The 13,906-nt window shown below is 72.4% G+C and carries 9 protein-coding genes; 3 read left to right on the top strand and 6 right to left on the bottom strand.

Going from position 1 to position 13,906, the window contains the following annotated elements; all coding sequences use genetic code 11:
- Window positions 1–24: 24 nt before the first annotated feature.
- From PWG71_RS01785 to recO, 3 genes are read right to left on the bottom strand one after another with little or no spacing between them, the layout of a single operon-like run.
- Window positions 25–822 carry an SGNH/GDSL hydrolase family protein gene (locus tag PWG71_RS01785; protein ID WP_274807674.1) on the bottom strand — a complete coding sequence of 266 codons (798 nt, stop codon included), beginning with the start codon at window positions 820–822 and terminating at the stop codon, window positions 25–27.
- Window positions 822–1,646, bottom strand: coding sequence for an isoprenyl transferase (locus PWG71_RS01780; protein WP_274807673.1), 825 nt, complete (start codon window positions 1,644–1,646; stop codon window positions 822–824). The genes PWG71_RS01785 and PWG71_RS01780 overlap by 1 nt, the downstream gene beginning before the upstream one ends.
- On the bottom strand, window positions 1,643–2,374 hold the full coding sequence (gene recO / locus PWG71_RS01775; protein WP_274807672.1) for a DNA repair protein RecO: 732 nt from the start codon (window positions 2,372–2,374) through the stop codon (window positions 1,643–1,645). The genes PWG71_RS01780 and recO overlap by 4 nt, the downstream gene beginning before the upstream one ends.
- A 328-nt stretch (window positions 2,375–2,702) precedes the next feature.
- Between recO and PWG71_RS01770 the strand changes: the two genes are divergently transcribed.
- A complete protein-coding gene (locus PWG71_RS01770; RefSeq protein ID WP_274807671.1) occupies window positions 2,703–3,545 on the top strand; it encodes a CAP domain-containing protein in 843 nt (280 codons plus the stop codon).
- Between the two features lie 256 nt (window positions 3,546–3,801).
- On the opposite strand, the gene PWG71_RS01765 is transcribed toward PWG71_RS01770, so the two are convergent.
- Window positions 3,802–6,000: a hypothetical protein gene (locus PWG71_RS01765; RefSeq protein WP_274807670.1), complete on the bottom strand. Its 2,199-nt coding sequence runs from the start codon at window positions 5,998–6,000 to the stop codon at window positions 3,802–3,804.
- Window positions 6,001–6,123: 123 nt separating this feature from the next.
- On the opposite strand from PWG71_RS01765, the gene PWG71_RS01760 reads away from it, so the two are divergent.
- The gene (locus PWG71_RS01760) at window positions 6,124–6,837 is read left to right on the top strand and encodes a DUF2625 family protein (RefSeq protein WP_274807669.1); all 714 of its coding nucleotides are present in this window, start codon (window positions 6,124–6,126) and stop codon (window positions 6,835–6,837) included.
- 47 nt (window positions 6,838–6,884) lie between these two features.
- On the opposite strand, the gene leuA is transcribed toward PWG71_RS01760, so the two are convergent.
- Window positions 6,885–8,585, bottom strand: coding sequence for a 2-isopropylmalate synthase (gene leuA, locus PWG71_RS01755; protein WP_274807668.1), 1,701 nt, complete (start codon window positions 8,583–8,585; stop codon window positions 6,885–6,887).
- Window positions 8,586–9,260: 675 nt separating this feature from the next.
- The gene (locus PWG71_RS01750; protein ID WP_274807667.1) at window positions 9,261–10,325 is read right to left on the bottom strand and encodes an alkene reductase; all 1,065 of its coding nucleotides are present in this window, start codon (window positions 10,323–10,325) and stop codon (window positions 9,261–9,263) included.
- 163 nt (window positions 10,326–10,488) lie between these two features.
- On the opposite strand from PWG71_RS01750, the gene PWG71_RS01745 reads away from it, so the two are divergent.
- Window positions 10,489–13,770 carry an AfsR/SARP family transcriptional regulator gene (locus PWG71_RS01745; RefSeq protein WP_274807666.1) on the top strand — a complete coding sequence of 1,094 codons (3,282 nt, stop codon included), beginning with the start codon at window positions 10,489–10,491 and terminating at the stop codon, window positions 13,768–13,770.
- Window positions 13,771–13,906: the final 136 nt, after the last annotated feature.

The raw sequence follows: 13,906 nt of genomic DNA, 5'->3' as shown, positions 1-13,906 counted from the left end.
CACCATGAGCGGCTTCGGACAGGCTCACCGGTCCTTGGTCAGCGTGGTCAGCTCGGGACGTTTGGCGGTGATGGTGTCACCCGAGGAACGCCCGGTCAGACGACGTCCGATCCACGGTCCCAGAGACTCCTTGACCCAGGTCAGGTCCTCCCTCAGGAGCTGGGCCCGTGCCATCGGCTCCGACTCCGGCCAGGGCTCGTCCCAACGTTCGTCGACCGGAACGCCGATCACCTCCGCGACCCGCAGCGCCAGTCGGCGGTGGCCCTCCGGGGACATGTGCAACCGGTCGGCGTCCCAGGCGCGGGAGTCGGTCAGCACCTTCATCGACCACTGGTCGACCAGAAGGCAGTCGTGGGCGTCGGCGATGGCGCGCACGTTCATGTAGTAACGGGCGAACAGGCCGATCGTGCCGCGCATGTACCCGTTGGCGACGTTCACGCCGGTGAAGAGCACCACCCGTGAGCCGCGCTCGCGCAGCCGGGCCACCGTGTGCTCCAGGATCTTCGCCATCCGCTCCGGGTCACCGGCCGGGCGCAACAGGTCGTTGCCGCCGGCGCAGAGCGTGACCAGGTCGGGTCCCATCTCCAGGACCGGCGGGAGCTGGTCGGTGACGATCTGGCGCATCAGCTTGCCGCGCACGGCCAGGTTGGCGTACCGGACCTCTCCCAGGTGGTCGGCCAGGTGCTCGGCCACCCGGTCCGCCCAGCCGCGAAAGCCCGAACCGTCCGGGTAGGGGTCGCCGACCCCCTCGGTGAAGCTGTCACCGATCGAGACCAGGGACATGCCCGGCCGGAGCGGGGACCCCTCCGTGGGAACCGCCATCACTCCTCATCCTCCTTGGGCACCGGGTTGGGCTCGGCCCCGCCGTAGCGGCGGTCCCGGCGCGCGTAGATCTCACAGGCCCGCCACAGGTCGCGGCGGTCGAAATCGGGCCAGAGCGTGTCCAGGAAGACGAATTCCGCGTAGGCGGACTGCCACAGGAGGAAGTTGGACAGCCGCTGCTCGCCCGAGGAACGGAGGAACAGGTCCACCGGGGGGAGCTCCGGCGAGTACAGGTGCTGCGCGAGGGTCTCCTCGGTGATCTTCTCCGGGGAGATCTCACCCGCGGCGGCCTTGCGGGCCAGGGTGCGAACGGCGTCGACGATCTCGGCCTGACCGCCGTAGTTGACGCAGAACTGAAGGGTGAGCGCGGTGTTGTCGCGGGTCATCTCCTCGGCGTCCCGCAGCTCCTTGATGACGCTCTTCCAGAGCATGCCGGAGCGACCGGCCCAGGTCACCCGCACCCCGCGCGCGTGCAGCTCGTCGCGGCGGCGGCGGATGACGTCGCGGTTGAAGCCCATGAGGAAGCGCACCTCCTCGGGGGAGCGCTTCCAGTTCTCCGTGGAGAAGGCGTACGCCGACAGGTTCGGGATGCCCATCTCCAGGGCACCCTCGATGACGTCGAAGAGGGACGCCTCGCCGGCCTTGTGGCCGTCGGTGCGCGGCAGGCCGCGCTGTTTGGCCCAACGGCCGTTGCCGTCCATGACCACGGCCACGTGTCGGGGCACCAGGTCGGCGGGGAGTTCGGGCGGACGTACCCCGCTCGGGTGCGGGACGGGCGCTGTGTACTCCCGGCGGTTACCGGTGTCGAAGCTGAACAGACTCAAGAACGCTCCACATGGCGCAGTGATCGGATTCCGTTTTCCAGGTGCCACTGTAGGTAGGCCGCGACCAGACCGCTGCACTCGGACCGGTGCTGCGGGTCGCTGGCGTCCGCGGCCGCCCAATCCCCGCCGAGCAGTGACGACATGAGGCGGATCGTGTCGGGTGAGGGGTGCACGCTGCCGTGGGGGCGGCACACCGAGCACACCGTTCCACCGGCGTGGATCGCGAAGGAACGGTGCTCCCCCCGGCCGCCGCACCGGGCGCACTCGGACAGGGCCGGGGCGTATCCGGCCACCGCCAGGGAGCGCAGCAGGTAGGCGTCCAGGACCAGCCGGGCGTCGTGGGTGCCCTCACCCAGGGTACGCAGCGCGCCGAGGAGCAGGAGGAACTGGCGCAGGGCCGGGTCCTTCTCGACGGCGACGACCTTCTCGGCCGTCTCCAGCATGGCGGTGGCGGCCGTGTAGCGGGCGTAGTCGGTGACGATCGCCTCACCGTAGGCGCGCACGGTCTCGGCCTGGGTGACGACGTCCAAGGTGCGCCCGGAGTGGAGCTGTAGGTCGACGTGGGTGCAGGGTTCCAGCCGGGCGCCGAATCGCGACCGGGTACGCCGCACGCCCTTGCCCACGGCCCGGACGAGGCCGTGGCGTCGGGTCAGGAGGGTGATGATGCGATCGGCCTCGCCCAGCTTCTGGTTGCGCAGGACGACGCCCTCGTCACGGTAGAGGCTCACTCCCCCATTGTCGCGGATGCCGGTGACCGTCCTCGCGCCCGACCTGACCACATACGCCGGACGCGCACCCCCTTGACCAGGTTGATTACGTTTTGGATTCCCTTTTCGAGATATTTGGTCTACTCTCACGCGCTAGACGTCACTCGTCGGGTCCGCCGCCTTTCCCCCGCGGCACCACCGGCGTCGCCACGCCGACGTGCGGCCTTCCGGCGCCCGGCCGACGAGAAGTCACGTTGCCATGGGCGAGCGCAAAGCCGCCCGAGGGTACGAACCCCGACTCGGGCGGTCGAGAACGCCCGTTCCAGTCCATTTCCAGAGGAGATCGATCATGGCGCGTGGTCGTCGAGGCACACGACGAACGAGCACCCGGCGCTCCCGGCGCAGGCGATCGGTGCCCTTCTTCGTCACGTTGGCGGCGGTCCCCCTCGGGTTGACCCTGGCCGGAACGCTGCTGGTCACGGGGACCGGAGAGGAACTGAACCCCTTTCGCAACACCGCGGACGGGTCCGCGGTGCCCGACGGGTCGACCTCGTCCGTCTCCACGGACCCGCCCGCCCCGGACGCCTCCGAAGAGGACGACTTCTTCGTGACGCCCGGCGATGACGCACCGATCCCGGTGCCCTCGCCGGCCGGGGACAACGAACCTCAGAGCGCCGACGTCACCGCGTCGTCCTCGCCCGAGGAACGGGAGGACGACGGCCGTGAGGAGAGTGACGGCGGTAGCGGTGGTGGCGGTGGCGGCGAGAGCGCGGGCGGCGGCCAAGGCGGGTCCGGCGGAGGCGGGGGCGGAGGCGGAGGGACGTCCTCGGCCGTGACCGACGAGGTCGTGCGACTGGTCAACGCCGAGCGCGCCGGTGCCGGCTGCTCCTCACTGCGCGTGGACTCGCGACTCACCGGCGCCGCGCAGGAGCACAGCGAGGACATGGACCGGCGGAACTACATGAGCCACCAGAACCCCGATGGCGAGGGCCCCGGCGAGCGGGCCGCCCGCCACGGCTACGACGCGTGGGGGGCCGAGAACGTCGCCAAGGGGCAGACCAGCGCCGCGCAGGTGATGGACGCCTGGATGAACAGCGAGGGCCACCGCGCCAACATCCTCAACTGCGGGCTGAAGGCGATCGGTGTCGGCGAGTCCGGCAACGCCTGGACCCAGAAGTTCGGCTGGGAGTGAGTCCACACGCATACGGCGAAGGGCCGCACCCCGCGGGGTGCGGCCCTTCGCCGTATCGATGAGGAGGGTGGGAGCGCTGAACCGTTAGCAGCGGAGCCCTCCGAAGAGGGTTAGAAGGAAGCACCCCCGGTGCCTCGGGTACTACGTGGGCGGAGAGTGCGACGACTGGGTCCGTGAGAGTTACGAGAAGGAAGTCGTCGCGGTGCCGCCCTGTCCGCAACGTTAGCGAGCGGGGCGGCCGGATGTCACCGGGTTTTCAGGACACCGGCTCGGGTTCGGGACCGGTGTCGGGGAGCAGCGAGGCCAGCGCCGGCAGGGTGATCGCCTCCACGCCCTCCGGCAGCCCCTCCGGGAGCTCCGTGCCGACGTAACCCACACGCAGCCCCTCCGCCTCCTCCTGCGTGAGCGGACCCGCCTCGCGCACCCGGACACCGCGTTCGGCCATCAGGTCGACCAGGTCGCCGACGGTCAGGTACCGCCGCGACAGCACCCCCCGGGCCAGCAGGCTCCCCGGGACCCCGGTCTCCTCGACCCGGTTGAACTGCTCGTCCGCCGCCAGGAACAGGTGCGTCCAGCGGGCCGACCAGGTCCCGTCCTCCCCCTTGGCGAAAGCCAGCGGCACCAGTACCCGCGACTCCCCCTCCAGGTCGGAGCGGACCCGGACGGTGCGCGGCTCGAACGGCATCCCCTGCTGCACGGTGTCCAGCGACAGGTAGCCGAAGAACGCCTCGGGCAGGAAGGTGAACCGGTCGCCGCTGTACACCAGCACCTGGGGCACCACGTACCGCACCTTCGGGTCCAGCGCGGCGGGCTCCAGATCGATCATCTCGGTGGCGCCGCCGGGCGCCGGGGCCTCCACCAGGTCGCCGGAGTGCACGACCCCGGTGCTCTGGAGGTTGGTCCAGGAGACCTGTCCGACGGGGGCGAAGTCCGCACCGAGCAGCATCACCGACAGGTCCAGGTCGGTAGTGGTGTCCGGGCCGTCGGCCCAGTGCACGAAGAAGCGCAGCCGCTCTCCCTCCACCGCCGTGACGCTGCCGCGCGGCAGCACCCCCAGCCCCTTCGAGGTTCCACGGCCCGAGCGCGGGACCGCCACGCCCCGCACCGCCGGGTCGACCAGCAGCAGGTCCACGTCGGGCAGGCGGCGGGCGATCAGCGCGTCCAGGGCGGCGGTCACCGCGGCCGTGTCGGCCTCGGGCAGCGGCGGCCGGGTGTCCGCGACCGTCCAGCCGCGGGCGGTCTCGTTGGCGAACAGCCGCACCGAGCCGGGCAGGCTCCGGTTGGCGAGCTGTTCGCGGGCCGAGGCCAGCACCCGGCCGGCCACCCGGTGGCCGACCGCGTTCAGGTGTTCGACCAGCAGGCCGGTGACGGCGGGGCCGCCCGCGACCATGATCCGGTCCAGGGACCGGACCAGGGTTCCGGGCGCCCCGGCCAGCAGGTGGACGGCGGCCGGGACGTCACCGGCGCCGAACGCGGCCTCCACCCGGGCGGCGAGGGTGCGCACGCGCTTGTCGCCCCGGGCCACGGCGAACACGTCGCGGGCGTGGCCCAGCGCCGGGTACTCGTGCGGGTGCAGCCCCTCGCCCAGGCGCTTCCAGCCCTGGACCCGGCGGCCCACATCGGCCAGCTTGCCGGGGTCGGCGGCGACGACGCCGTCCAGCGCGGTGAGCAGCAGGCGGCGTTCGCGCCGGGTGAAGGAGCGCAGGCGCTTGGGCTCCACCAGGGTGGGGTCGCCGCCGGACAGGGCCTGGGCCAGGCGCAGGACGTCCGTGACGGTGTCGAGCACGGGCGACAGCCCGGCTCGGACGCGGGCGGCGTTGACCACGGCGCGGTTCTCCCGGACGGGGATCGCGGGCGGCTCGTGGTCGGGGCACGCGGCGGCCAGGCGGCCCAGCAGGTCGCGGTCGGCGTCGGCGAGCGGCACGGTGGATCCGGCCAGGTCGGTGTAGAGCCGGCGGGTCTCCTCCTCCAACGTTCCGCCCAGGTGCAACAGGGTCCACCGGTCCTCGGCCCCGGCGACGAAGGCGTCGCGGACGGCCGCGAGCTCGGCGTAGGTGTGCCGGAGGCGTCCGTAGGCGGGCAGGGAGAGCAGGTCCAGGCCGTCGGGGTCCGAAACCACCGCGTCCCGGTGGGCCGGGTCGGTGACCGCGGAGACCAGGCACTCCAGCCAGAAGTCCACGGTGTCGGGGACGTTCTCGGGGAAGTCGGTGAAGTACACGTTGTGCTCGGCCGCGGCGCCGACGAGTTCGCGGACGGCGGCGAGCAGGGGGGCCGCGGTGCGCAGCACCGCGTCGGGGGCCAGTCCCTCCAGGTGGGTGCGCAGGTCCGCGGTGAGCGCGAACCCGAGGGACAGCAGCGCGGCGTCCAGCCGCCGCACCGCGGCCGTGCCGTCGCCGGGCCCGGCCGCCGGGAGGGGGACCCGCAGGGTCCGCTGGATGATCTCGGTGTGCACCATGCCCGGAATGGTCCCATCGCGGGAATCCCGCCCGCCAGGGATTTTCCCGCCCCCGGGCGAGGTGTCCGGGGGCGGTACTAGGGTGAGCGGCACCGCGGCGAACAGATGGGTGGGAGGGTACGGGTGCGCGAACTCAGTGAGCTGGTCGAGGTGGAACGGCCCGGTTGGCCGGTGGTGATCGAACACCTGGAACGCGCGCGGGTGCCGGTGCGCGCGCTGCCCGGCGACCCGGACAGGGGGCGGACCTGCCTGCACCGGTTGCAGATCACGGCGCGTTCGTTCCTCGGCGCGATGGCGCTGGAGAGCGGCGGCCTGCTCGTGGACGACGGATGGTTGCGGGTGTACGGGGGCGGCGGCCCGGAGCTGCCCGGTCTGGGCGAGGTGAACGACCTGAGCGCCGCGGTGGTGCACGGGCCCCCGGTGCGCCTGATCGTGGGGCACGACGTGCTGGGCGGGATCTTCGCGCTCAACGGCCCCGGTTGCGAGGACGACCGGTATCCGGGGCGCCCCGGGGAGATGGTGTACTTCGCCCCCGACTCCCTGGCGTGGGAGCCGCTGGAGGCCGCCTACTCCTCGTGGCTGCCGTGGATGCTGGAGGAGCACAACCTGGAGAACTTCTACGCCGATCTGCGCTGGCCCGGGTGGCGGGAGTCGGTGGCGGGGTTGACACCGGACCAGGGGTTGGCGGCGTCCCCGTCCCTGTGGACGAAGGAGGCCGCGCGGAACCCGGCGGCGGTCTCCCGGCGGCCGGTGCCGTTCGGCGAGCTGGTGGCGCTGCACCGGGAGTTCCGCACCGGGATGGGCGGGGCCGACCCCGGCCCGTTCGGGACCCTGTGACGGGCGTGGGGCCCGCGGCGTCGCCGCGGGCCCCACGTCGGATCGTGTCAGGCGCGACCGATGGCGCTGCACAGGGCGCGCAGCGACGCGGTGGTGATGCTGCTGTGGATGCCCACGCCCCACACCACCCGGCCCTCGATCTCGGCCTCGACGTAGGCGGCGGCGCGGGCGTCGCCGTCGGCACCCATGGAGTGCTCCACGTAGTCCATGACCCGGACCTTGACGTCGACGTCGGTCAGGGCGTCGCAGAACGCGGAGATGGGGCCGTTGCCGGTGCCGACCAGTTCGCGGATCTCGCCGTTGACGCGGGCGTCGGCCTCGATCCGGTAGGTGCCGTCGGCGTCGGTGGAGGACCGGTGCGCCAGGACCGCGACCGGGCCCCGGTCGGTCAGGTAGGTGTCGGAGAAGATCTCCCAGATGCGGTCGCCGGAGAACTCGCCGCCCTCGGCGTCGGTGTACTTCTGGATGGCCTGGGAGAACTCGATCTGCAAGCGGCGGGGCAGGTCCAGGGAGTGGTCGCGCTGCATGATGTAGGAGACGCCGCCCTTGCCGGACTGGCTGTTGACCCGGATGACGGCCTCGTAGTTGCGGCCGACGTCCTTGGGGTCGATGGGCAGGTAGGGCACGTCCCAGCCGTACGCGTCCACGGGGACCCCGGCGGCCTCGGCGTCGGCCTCCAGGGCGGCGAAGCCCTTCTTGATGGCGTCCTGGTGGGAGCCGGAGAAGGCGGTGTAGACCAGGTCGCCGCCGTAGGGGTGGCGGGGGGCGACGGGCAACTGGGTGCAGTGCTCGACGGTCCGGCGGATCTCGTCGATGTCCGAGAAGTCGATCTGCGGGTCGACGCCCTGGCTGAACAGGTTCAGGCCCAGGGTGACCAGGCAGACGTTGCCGGTGCGCTCGCCGTGCCCGAACAGGCAGCCCTCGACGCGGTCGGCGCCGGCCATGACGGCCAGTTCCGCCGAGGCGACACCGGTACCGCGGTCGTTGTGGGGGTGTACCGACACCACCACGTGCTCGCGCCGCGACAGGTTGCGGCTCATCCACTCGATCTGGTCGGCGTAGACGTTGGGGGTGGAGCGTTCGACGGTGGCCGGCAGGTTCAGGATGATCTCCCGACCCGGACCGGGGTTCCACACGTCCATGACGGCCTCGCAGACCTCCAGGGCGAAGTCCGGCTCGGTGTCGATGAAGATCTCGGGCGAGTACTCGTAGCCGAAGTACTCGGTGTCGCCCAGGTACCGCTCGGCGAAGCGCATGACGTGGCGGGTGCCCTCGACGGCGATGGCCTTGCAGGCCTCGCGGTCCACCTTGAACACGACGCGGCGGAAGGTGGGCGCGGTGGCGTTGTACAGGTGCACGGTGGAGCGCCGGGCGCCGATCAGGCTCTGTACGGTGCGCTCGATCAGGTCCTCGCGGGCCTGGGTCAGGACCGAGATCTGGACGTCGTCGGGGATCAGGCCGTCCTCGATCAGGGACCGGACGAAGTCGAAGTCGGTCTGGCTGGCGGCGGGGAAGCCGACCTCGATCTCCTTGTAGCCCATCTTCACCAGCAGCTGGAACATCTCGCGCTTGCGGGCGGGGTCCATGGGCTCGATCAGGGCCTGATTGCCGTCGCGCAGGTCCGTGGACAGCCAGCGGGGCGCCTCGGTGATGGTCTTGGACGGCCACGTGCGATCGGGCAGATCGATCGACTTGAAGGGCGCGTAGCGCTGGAACGGCATGGGGGAGGTCTGCTGCTGGGGCACCATCTGGTGGCTCCTAGGAATCGCGGTGCGTGGTCAATGGCCGACCGTGGACAAGCCGAAGCCCCGCGGCGAGGGAGCCGACCCGTACTAACGACCCCCGCCGCGGCCGCTAAGAAGGAGCAGCTCGCACAGCATGATGGGGGCCACGCTAGCAGACGGCCCGGAAATGCCGGTACTCCCCGTCCACATGATGGGATGCGTCTCACGTGACCTGCGTTTCCTTGAACACGGGGATGACCGGGATTCATCCGCCCCTCGCCATCGATATCTCGTTTTCGAGAAAACCGATACCTCGACTTCGAGATACAAAGGAGAGGTCTGTACCATTGACCCGAACCCTTCAGTGCTAGGGGGGTCGTTCGAATCCCGCCGGGGGACCCAGGGTGCGGCCAACACCCGAGGCCGCCGTCGCGCCGCGCCGTGTACACGTAAGCCGCGGACGACGGCAGCGCCTGTCCCCCGGCGGGATTTCTCCTTTCCCGCGCGTCGACGTCCACCCCGGCGCTCACTCGACCCCGGGTCCGTTCACTCGGGAGGCGACCCCGCCCGGGACACCGACCGACGTCGATGAGGAGGCTCCGGCCGAGGCCGAGAAGGTCGCGGTCGACACCGCTCTCCGGGAACGGTCCGCCGCCCGCGTCCCGGCCGACGAGGACGCGGGCGGCGGACCGTTCGGCGTCAGGCGCTCTGGAGGTACGGGTAGTCGGTGTACCCGGAGTGGTCGCCGCCGTAGAAGGTCGCGGCGTCCGGCTCGTTGAGCGGGGCGCCCGCGCGCAGGCGGACGTCCAGGTCGGGGTTGGCCAGCCAGGCCGCGCCCAGGGCCACCGCGTCGGCGCCCCGCCCCAGGGCCGTGTCCACGCCCGACAGGTCCAGCCCCGTCGCCGGGTTGACGACCAGGGTCCCCTCCCACAGCTCGCGGACCAGCGGGGTGTGCTCGGCGCCACCGATCTGCGCGGTGTGCAGGAAGGCCAGGTCGGAACGGTGGCGCAACCCTTCCAGCAGGGCCGTGTACTGCTCGACCGGGTCGCTCTGGACGATGCCGTTGTAGCCGTTCGACGGCGAGATGCGCAGGGCGGTGCGGTCGGCTCCGATGGCGTCGGCCACCGCGTCCACCACCTCGATCGCGAACCGGGAACGGCGCTCGGCGTCGCCCCCGTACTCGTCGTCCCGGAGGTTGGACTCGTCCGAGAGGAACTGGTTGATCAGGTAGCCGTTGGCCCCGTGCAGCTCCACCCCGTCGAAACCGGCGGCGATCGCGTTGCCGGCGGCCGCGGCGAAGTCGTCCACGACCTCCTGGATCTCCGCGACGGTCAGCTCCCGGGGCACCGGGTGCGGGACCATGCCCGAGCCGTCGAACAGCGACTCGCCCGAGGCGACCGGGGACGGGCCCACCGGCAGGCCACCGTCCGGGTACAGGAACGGGTGGCCGATGCGGCCGGTGTGCATGATCTGCGCGAAGATGAGCCCGCCGCGCTCGTGGACGGCACCGGTGACGGCCTTCCACGCCTCCACCTGCTCGGGCCCGTGCAGACCGGGGGTGTCGATGTAGCCCTGGCCGCGCACGTTGGGCTGGACGCCCTCGGTGATGATCAGTCCGGCGGCCGCCCGCTGGGCGTAGTATTCGGCGACGAGCGCGTCCGGGCGGCCGCCGTAGGCGCGCGAACGGGTCATCGGGGCCATGAACAGGCGGTTGGCCGCCTCGTACCGACCGATCTTCGTCGGCTGGAACAGGGACTCGTTCACGGTGGTCCTCCGGGGTTCTCGATGGTGAGGGCCGCGCCCTCGGGAACACTCGGAACCTAGGACGGAGCGCCGTCCGTCCCCTTGCCGCGCGCTGTCCGCCCGCTGTCGTGACCCGGCTCTCACCCGAGACCGGGCCCGAGGGGCCGCGTATAGGCTTTCCGGCATGCGATTCGGGGTGCTGGGGCCGTTGGCAGTGTGGACCGACGAGGGCACGACCGTGCGCGTACCGGGGGCCAAGGTGCGCGCCCTGGCGGCCCTGCTGCTCGCCCACCGTGACGAGGCCGTATCGGTCGACCGGCTGATCGACGAGCTGTGGGACGCCCCTCCCCCGGATCCGGCGGGTGCGGTGCAGACCGCGGTGTCCCGCCTGCGCGGCGCCCTGGACCGGGCCGAGCCCGGCTACCGCGTCCGGGTGGCGTCGGGCCCGTCCGGCTACCGGCTGCGGGTGGACGCCGACGACGTGGACGCGGGCCGGTTCGAGGTCCTGATCACCGCGGCCCGTGCCGCCGAGGCCCCCCGGGAACGGGTGCGGATCCTGAACGAGGCGTTGGCGCTGTGGCGGGGCCCGGCCCTGGCCGACCACGCCGACGCCCCCTTCGCCGCGGCGCCCCTGGCCCGGTGGGAGGAGATGAGGCTGGCCGCCCTGGAGGACCGCGTCCGGGCCAGGTTGGACCTGGGCGAGGGCCCCGAACTGGTCGCCGAACTCGGTGAGCTGGTGCGCGAGCACCCCGTCCGGGAGCGGCTGCGGGCGGCGCACATGCTCGCTTTGTACCGCGCGGGCCGCCAGGGCGAGGCGTTGGAGAGCCACCGGAGGCTGCGCGAGTCGCTGACCGAGGAGCTCGGCGTGGACCCGGGGCCGGAGATCACCCGGCTGTACGAGGACATCCTCGCCCAGTCCCCCGCCCTGACCCCGGCCGCTCCGCCTCGGGCGGCGACGGAGCATCACCCCCACGTCGTGGCGACCGGGACGACGGCGCCCTCCGGGAGGTCCCGGGGTTCGGTCCCCGCTCCCGTCACCGATGTGGTGGGACGGGACGCCTGTGTCGCCGAGGTACGCCGGAACCTCACCGAGTCACGGCTGACCACACTGCTCGGCCCCGGCGGGGTCGGCAAGACCACCATGGCCCTGGCCTCGGTCGGCGTCGAGGACGGCCGGTTCGGCCCCGTGTGGTTCGTGGAGCTCTCGGGGCGCGACGGCGACGCCGGTGACGGGGTGGCCGACGACGTCGCCGCCGTACTGGGCATCCACGACGAGACCCCCCGCATGGGGTCGGCCCGGCCGATGACCGCCCGCATCGCCGAGTCCCTGGGGCAGGAGCCGGCCCTGGTGGTCCTGGACAACTGCGAGCACCTGATCGCGTCGGTGGCGGACCTGGTGACCCGGCTGCTGGGGGCCGCGCCGGGGCTGCGCGTGCTGACCACCAGCCGCGAACCGCTGGGGATCCCGGGTGAGCGTCTGCACCGGGTGGATCCCTTGGGGCTGCCCACCGGATCCTCTCCCGAGGAGGTGGCCGCGTCCGACGCCGCGACCCTGTTCGTGCGTCGGGCGGCGGCCTCCGTGCCCGGCTTCGCGGTGGACGGGTCCAACGCCGAAGCGGTGGCCGCGATCTGTAGGCACCTCGACGGGCTTCCGCTGGCCTTGGAGCTGGCCGCCGCCCGGGTACGGTCCCTGGGGGTGCACCGATTGGCCGACCGGCTGCACGACCGGTTCCGGGTGTTGGGCACCGGCGGTTACGACCGCAGGCGCACCCTGTGGGAGACGGTCGACTGGAGCTGGCGGTTGTTGACCGGGGCCGAGCGCGCCGTGCTGCGCCGGCTCTCGGTTCCGACCTGTCTGTTCACCCTGGAGACGGCGGAGGTGGTCGCCGCCGACCCGGACGGAGAGCCCGCGGTGACGGCGGCCGACGTCGCCGGGATCCTCGCCGGGCTGGTGGACCGGTCGCTGATCGCGGTGGAGCGGGGCGGTACCCGGTACCGCCTGTTGGAGACGATCCGCGCCTACGCCGGGGAACGGTCGGTGGCCGCCGGGGAGGAGGACCGGACGCGGTACCGGTACGCACGGCACATCGCCGAGCGTTCGGGACGCGGTGAGGCGCGGGACTTCACCCTGGACCCGCACCCGGCCGAGTCCGACCTGCGGGCGGTCGACGTGCGCACGGCGATCGAGTGGGCCGCGGACCACGGGCACGCGGACATCGCGCTGCGCATCGCCGCCTACCACGGCTGGTTCTGGTACCTGAGCGGACGGTACCGGGAGGGGTACCGGCTGCTGTCGCGGGCGTTGGCGGCCGAGGGGACGGCCGCGCCCGCCGATCGGGCCGAGGCCCTCTTGTGGCACGCCGCGCTGGGCGTCACCGAGTGCGCGGAACAGGGCGCGCCCGAGTCCGCGCTCGCGGCGGTCCGGCTCACCGAACGGCTGACCGACCCCCGGGCGGCGGCGCGCGCGGAGGCCCTGCTGGTGTTCATGGCCCCCTTCGCCGACCCGGATCGAGGAGAAGGCTCCTCGGTCGACGACCGGCTGGCCGTGGCGCTTCGGGTGTTCGAGACGACCGACGAACCGTGGTGGACCGCGTTCTCGCTTCACCTGCGCGGATGGCGGTCGCTGCGCCGCAGCGACCTGCGCGCCGCCCGCCACGACGCCGACCGGAGCCTGGCCCTGTTCTCCCGGACCGGTGAACCGTGGGGGGCGGCCCGGGCGAACAGCCTGTTGGGGGTGGTCGCGGGCATCGAGGGCGCCTACGCGGAGGCCGCGCACCGCCACGGACTCGCCTTGGAGCACGCCGAACGCCTGGGACTGTGGCCGACGGTCGTGGACGAGCTGGGCCGGCTGGCCCGGGTGCACATGCTGACCGGGGATCTGCGCACCTCCGATGAGTACAACCTGCGGGCCCTGCGGATCGCGGCCGAGCAGGCGTTCCACGCGGGACGGCGGTTCAGCGTCGCCGGGCTGGGGATGACCGCCCGCCGCCGGGGCGACCTCGACCTCGCGGAGGAGTACATGAACGAGGTGCTGGCCACCCATCGCATGGACGGGTACCGGCCGGGGTCCGCGTTCGCGTTGGCCGAGCTGGGGTTCGCCGCCGAATTGCGCGGGGACGCCGACGAAGCCCGTGACCTGCACCTCCAGGGGTTGGGGGACGCGCGCCAGAGCGGGGATCCGCGTACGGTGGCGCTGGCCCTGGAAGGACTGGCGGGCGCCGCGGCCCTGGCGGGCGACGGGCGGTCCGCCGCGCGTTTGGTGGGCGCCGCCGAGCGGGCCAGGGAGGAGGCGGGGGTGCCGATGCCCGAGGCCGAACGCTTCGACGTGGACCGGATCCTGAACGCCGCGCGCGCCCTGCTGGGCGAGGAGGCGACGGAGCGGGCCGGGGCCGAGGGGCGCGCCCTGTCGCTGGAGGCGGCGATCGCCCTGGCCCTGGCCCCCGCCCGGGAACCTCAGCCCCGGTAGGCGGCCGGCCGGATGTGGCCGGGTGGGGACGGGGTACCCGCGGCGGGAGGACCGGGCCCGACGGGCGCGAAGTGGGGTTTCGCCCCTTTCGACGGCAAACATACGTTCATGACTCAGAGATCATGAATATTGACAG

Source organism: Nocardiopsis sp. N85 (assembly GCF_028882275.1).
Classification (GTDB): domain Bacteria; phylum Actinomycetota; class Actinomycetes; order Streptosporangiales; family Streptosporangiaceae; genus Nocardiopsis; species Nocardiopsis lambiniae.
This window is presented reverse-complemented; position numbering and strand designations above follow the sequence as displayed.

Coding starts and splice junctions, on each gene's coding strand:
- leuA (WP_274807668.1), bottom strand. CDS start 8,585: ATGGTGCCCCAGCAGCAGACCTCCCCCATGCCGTTCCAGCGCTACGCG.
- PWG71_RS01745 (WP_274807666.1), top strand. CDS start 10,489: ATGCGATTCGGGGTGCTGGGGCCGTTGGCAGTGTGGACCGACGAGGGC.
- PWG71_RS01765 (WP_274807670.1), bottom strand. CDS start 6,000: ATGGTGCACACCGAGATCATCCAGCGGACCCTGCGGGTCCCCCTCCCG.
- PWG71_RS01770 (WP_274807671.1), top strand. CDS start 2,703: ATGGCGCGTGGTCGTCGAGGCACACGACGAACGAGCACCCGGCGCTCC.
- PWG71_RS01785 (WP_274807674.1), bottom strand. CDS start 822: ATGGCGGTTCCCACGGAGGGGTCCCCGCTCCGGCCGGGCATGTCCCTG.